This is a genomic window from Streptomyces sp. CRN 30 (assembly GCF_034105845.1).
On sequence record NZ_JAVRHI010000085.1, the window covers coordinates 1 to 4,278 of the forward strand.

A 4,278-nucleotide genomic window follows, 5' to 3' on the forward strand; every position below is an offset into this window, starting at 1 on the left:
CGGCCACCACCGCGAGCAGCAGCACCGCCGCCACCACGGCCCGCACCCGGGCCCCGCGGCGCCTCACAGCTCCGCCCCGGTCAGTACGGGGGTCAGTGCCGCCCACGGGTTGGGCGGACCGCCGGTGACCGGACCCGACACCGCGGCGCCACGCTCCCGGGCCGTGCGCACGGCGAGCGGCGCGAGCGCGCCGGGCACCCCGTACACCAGATGGCAGAACCGTTCGGGCGCGTACCGCTCCGTCCACGCCGGGCGGCTGAACGCCGACACGTACGTGGCCCACGGCCCCTCGAAGGTGACGAGGAGGTCGGCGAGGCGCGCGTACCCCGGGGCCGGGTGGACCCCGGGGTTCAGCACGACGGGAGCCGCGCCCCGCCGGCGCAGCGTGCGCACCAGCGAGCGGTAGACGGGCAGTTCGGAGGGGGCCGCGCTCACCCGGTCCAGGAAACAGCCGTCGACCCCGTACCACTCCCGGTGCCGCGCCGCGTCGGCCGCGATGTCGGCGGCCGGACGTGTGCCGTAGTCCGTGTCCAGGTAGCCCAGCAGCCGGGCGCCCGCCGTCCTGAGCGCGCGGGCCGCCGCGGTGAACGCCGGGTCGGGCGCGCCGCCCGGCCCGTCCGCGGGGTTGAGGACCACCCCGTAGGTGCGGTCGGCGGCCGTGATCAGCCGGTGCCAGGCGCCCGGGTCCTCGGCCGGATGGACGTACAGGGGGATCAGGAGGCTCACGGCGTGCGGTCGCTTTCCGGAGGCGGGGACGGGGGGCGGGCGCCGGCCGACCACAGGTCGGCCAGCGACTCGTCGAGCGAGTGGGACGGCCGCCAGTCGAGGTGCTTCGCGGCGGCGGTGATGTCGGAGCACTGCCAGGACACCTGCCCGGACCGGGCGGACCCGGCACCCTGCTCCTCGATCCGGCCGCGGAACCCGGCGGTGTCCGCGAGCAGCCGCACCAGACGGCGCACCGGTACGGCGTCCCCGCCGCCGATGTTGAGCACGTCCGGCAGCGGTCCGGGCGCGGTCACCGCCCGCTCGGCGGCCCGCGCCACGTCACGGGCGTCGACGAAGTCCCGGTACGCCGACAGGTCGCCGAGCCGCAGCACCGCGCCGGGGCCGGGACCGGCCTCGCGCAGCAGCGCGGTGACCCGGCCCGGCAGCCCCGCGGCCGACGCCCCGGCCCCCACCGGGTTGCCGACCCGCAGGACCACCGCGTCCAGCCCGGAGGCGGTCACCGCGACCGTGCCGGCCAGCTTCGTCGCCCCGTACACGGTCACAGGGCTCGTGGCCGCCGACTCGGTGGTGCGGACCCCCGGGGCGCCGGGACCGTACTCGGCGGCCGAGCCCAGGTGGACCAGGCGCGCCGAGGGACAGGCCCGGGAGAGCGCGGCGCAGAGCACGGCGGGCCCGCGGGCGTTGACCTCCGCCAGCGTCACCGGGTCACCGCCGACCGCGCCGGCGCAGTTGACGACGGCGTCGGGCGCCACCGAGGCCAGTACCCCGGCCAGCCGGTCGGCGGAGTCGGACGCGAGGTCGACGGGCACCTCGGCGCCCGGGTTACGGCCGCCGCCGAGGACCCGCGCGCCGGGCAGCGCGGCCAGCCGCCCGGCGACGTGGGCTCCCAGGTAACCGGTGCGGCCCAGGACGAGAATGCGCATACTTCGGTCAGGCTCCCTTGAGCAGCAGGGCCTTGCGGCTGGTGAACTCCGCGTTGGCCCGGTCGTAGTCGTCGGGACGTCCGATGTCCAGCCAGTACCCGTCGAACTCGTAGGCGTGCGGCGGCTCACCGGACTTGAGCAGGTCCAGGACCAACTCGTCGAAACCCAGCGGGAGTCCGGCGGTGTACCCCTCCAGGGTGGCCCGGGAGAGTCCGTACACCCCCATGGAGACGCGGTAGTCCATGCTGGGCTTCTCGGTGAACCCGACGACCCTGCTGGCGTCGGTGGTCAGCACCCCGAAGTCGATGTGCACCTTCCGGGCGTAGGTGGCGATGGTCAGCGGCGCCCCGGAGTCCCGGTGCCGGCCGAGGACGTCGGCGTAGTCCAGGTCGGTGAGGATGTCGCCGTTCATCACCAGGAAGTGCTCCGGCAGCCGCTCCCGCATGGTGAGCAGCGGCCCCATGGTGCCCAGCGGGCTCTCCTCGGTGGAGTAGTCGATCTCCAGACCCCACTGCGAGCCGTCGCCGACATAGGCGCGGATGATCTCGCCGAGGTGGCCTATGGCGATGGTGCAGCCGGTGAAGCCGGCCGTGGCGAGCTGGCGCAGCACGATCTCCAGGATGGCGTGCTGGTCGCCGATGGGCACGAGCGGCTTGGGCAGCGCGGTGGTGTACGGCCGCAGCCGGACGCCCTTGCCCCCGGCCAGGATCACTGCGTGCATGGTCTTCCCCCTCGTCGGTGGACGTGCCGGTGCGGTCAGATGTTGTAGATGCCGGTCTTGTAGCGGGCGAGGTTGGCCGGGTCGCGGAAGAACGCGACGGTCCCCGCCAGCCCCTGCTCCAGGTCGTGCGCCGGGCTCCAGCCGGTCGCGTCGCGGAGCCGGGTCGCGTCCGCGACCAGCCGCATCACCTCGGAGTTCGCGGGCCGCAGCCGCTGCGCGTCCTCCCGCACGTCCAGCGAGGCGTCCATCACCTTGCCGATGAGCGCCACCAGGTCGCCGACGGAGATCTCCCCGCCGGTGCCGGCGTTGAACGTCCGCCCCACCACCTGCCCGGCGGGCGCGGTACCGACCGCCAGGAACGCCTGCGCGGTGTCCTTGACGAAGGTGAAGTCCCGGGTGGGCCTGAGATCCCCCAGGGTGATGGTCCGCTCCCCGGCGGCGACCTGACCGATGACGGTGGGGATCACCGCCCGCATCGACTGCCGGGGACCGAAGGTGTTGAACGGCCGCAGCGTCACCACCGGGGTGTCGAAACTGGCGTGGTAGCTGTCGGCCAGCCGGTCCCCGCCCGCCTTCGAAGCGGCGTACGGCGACTGGGTGTTGATCGGGTGGTCCTCGGTGATCGGCACGGTCTGCGCGGTGCCGTACGTCTCGCTGGTGGAGGTGTGCACGAGCCGGGGCGTGCCCGCTGCCCGCACCGCCTCCAGCACGTTCAGCGTGCCGGTCACGTTGGTGTCCACGTAACTGTGCGGCGCCCGGTACGAGTAGGGGATCGCGATGAGCGCCGCGAGGTGGTAGACGCAGTCGGCGCCTTCGACCAGGTGCCGCACGGAACCGGGGTCCCGGACGTCACCGAGGACGATCTCCACCTGGTCCAGCACATCGGGGGAGAGGGTCTCCAGCCAGCCGTAGGAGGAGAAGGAGTTGTACTGCGCCATGGCTCTCACCCGGTACCCCGAGGCGACGAGGGCCTCGGTGAGGTGGGAGCCGATGAAGCCCTCGGCTCCGGTCACGGCGGCGAGTGGTGTGGAGGTCACGCGGTGTCCTTCCAGTGGACAGAGGTGTTTCGGGGGCGGCCCACAGGGACAAGGTGGTGCCGTGTCTCCGGGCCGGCCGGACGCCGGCCGGCCCGGTGGTGCGTTCTAGGCATGGACGGCGGGACGGCCGAGCAGCCCCACCACCCATACGACGAGACAGAGCGCGGCGGCGCCGCAGTACAGCGGGAGGGCGGCCGCACCGGGCGGCAGACCGGCCACCACGGCCGCCGCCGCACCCGCCGCGGCCCCCAGACACAGGGCGGCGGGCGGCCAGGCCACCCCGAACGCCTGGAGCAGCAGGGCGGTCCACAGCACGGCGGCGAGCAGCAGTAGCGTGAGGAGGTCGGCGTCCACGTACAGCGCCGCCGGCACGAGCGGGGCGAGGTAGACCAGCAGACAGCCGGCCAGGACCGCCGCCGAACGCAGCCGGAACCCGGCCGGTGTGCCGGTGGCCCGCAGCGCCGCCACCGACAGACCGCGGTAGCGGTACAGCAGCCACTCGGCCGGCCCCATGCTCAGGGTCAGCACGATCACCGCCCAGGGGTGGTCGCGGCCCGCCAGGAACACCAGCACACCGGCGGCCAGCCCGAACAGGCCGTACGGCAGGGACAGCGGCAGCGGCGGCCGTACGGCACCCGGCACGGGCGTGGCCGCGAGGACGGTCCGCAGCGCCAGGCCGGCCACGGCGGCCGTGGCGAGGACGGACACCAGCGGCAGCCCCGCCCGCAGCACCGTCCCCGGTTCCCACCAGATCAGCGCGGCGCCGCCGGCGGTCACCGGCGCGAGCGCCGCCAGCAGCAGCCGCTCCCGGCCCAGCACGAGCAGCACCCCGGCCGCCGCCAGGTACCCCGACTGCACGGCCACGGCGACC

4 protein-coding genes and 1 pseudogene are annotated in these 4,278 nt (G+C 74.7%); all 5 read right to left on the reverse strand.

Annotated elements, in window-relative coordinates; all coding sequences use genetic code 11:
- Positions 1–63 precede the first annotated feature (63 nt).
- Positions 64–726, reverse strand: a complete 663-nt coding sequence (locus tag UW392_RS07975) for a spherulation-specific family 4 protein (protein WP_320774175.1) — start codon at positions 724–726, stop codon at positions 64–66.
- Positions 723–1,649 (reverse strand): NAD-dependent epimerase/dehydratase family protein, encoded by a 927-nt coding sequence (locus UW392_RS07980; RefSeq protein WP_320774176.1) that lies wholly within the window; start codon positions 1,647–1,649, stop codon positions 723–725. Before UW392_RS07980 ends, UW392_RS07975 begins: the two co-directional genes overlap by 4 nt.
- A gap of 7 nt (positions 1,650–1,656) precedes the next feature.
- Positions 1,657–2,370, reverse strand: coding sequence for a nucleotidyltransferase family protein (locus tag UW392_RS07985; RefSeq protein WP_320774177.1), 714 nt, complete (start codon positions 2,368–2,370; stop codon positions 1,657–1,659).
- Positions 2,371–2,405: 35 nt separating this feature from the next.
- A complete protein-coding gene (locus tag UW392_RS07990) occupies positions 2,406–3,407 on the reverse strand; it encodes an SDR family NAD(P)-dependent oxidoreductase (protein ID WP_320774178.1) in 1,002 nt (333 codons plus the stop codon).
- Between the two features lie 105 nt (positions 3,408–3,512).
- Positions 3,513–4,278, reverse strand: a pseudogene (locus tag UW392_RS07995) (hypothetical protein); the annotation flags it as partial.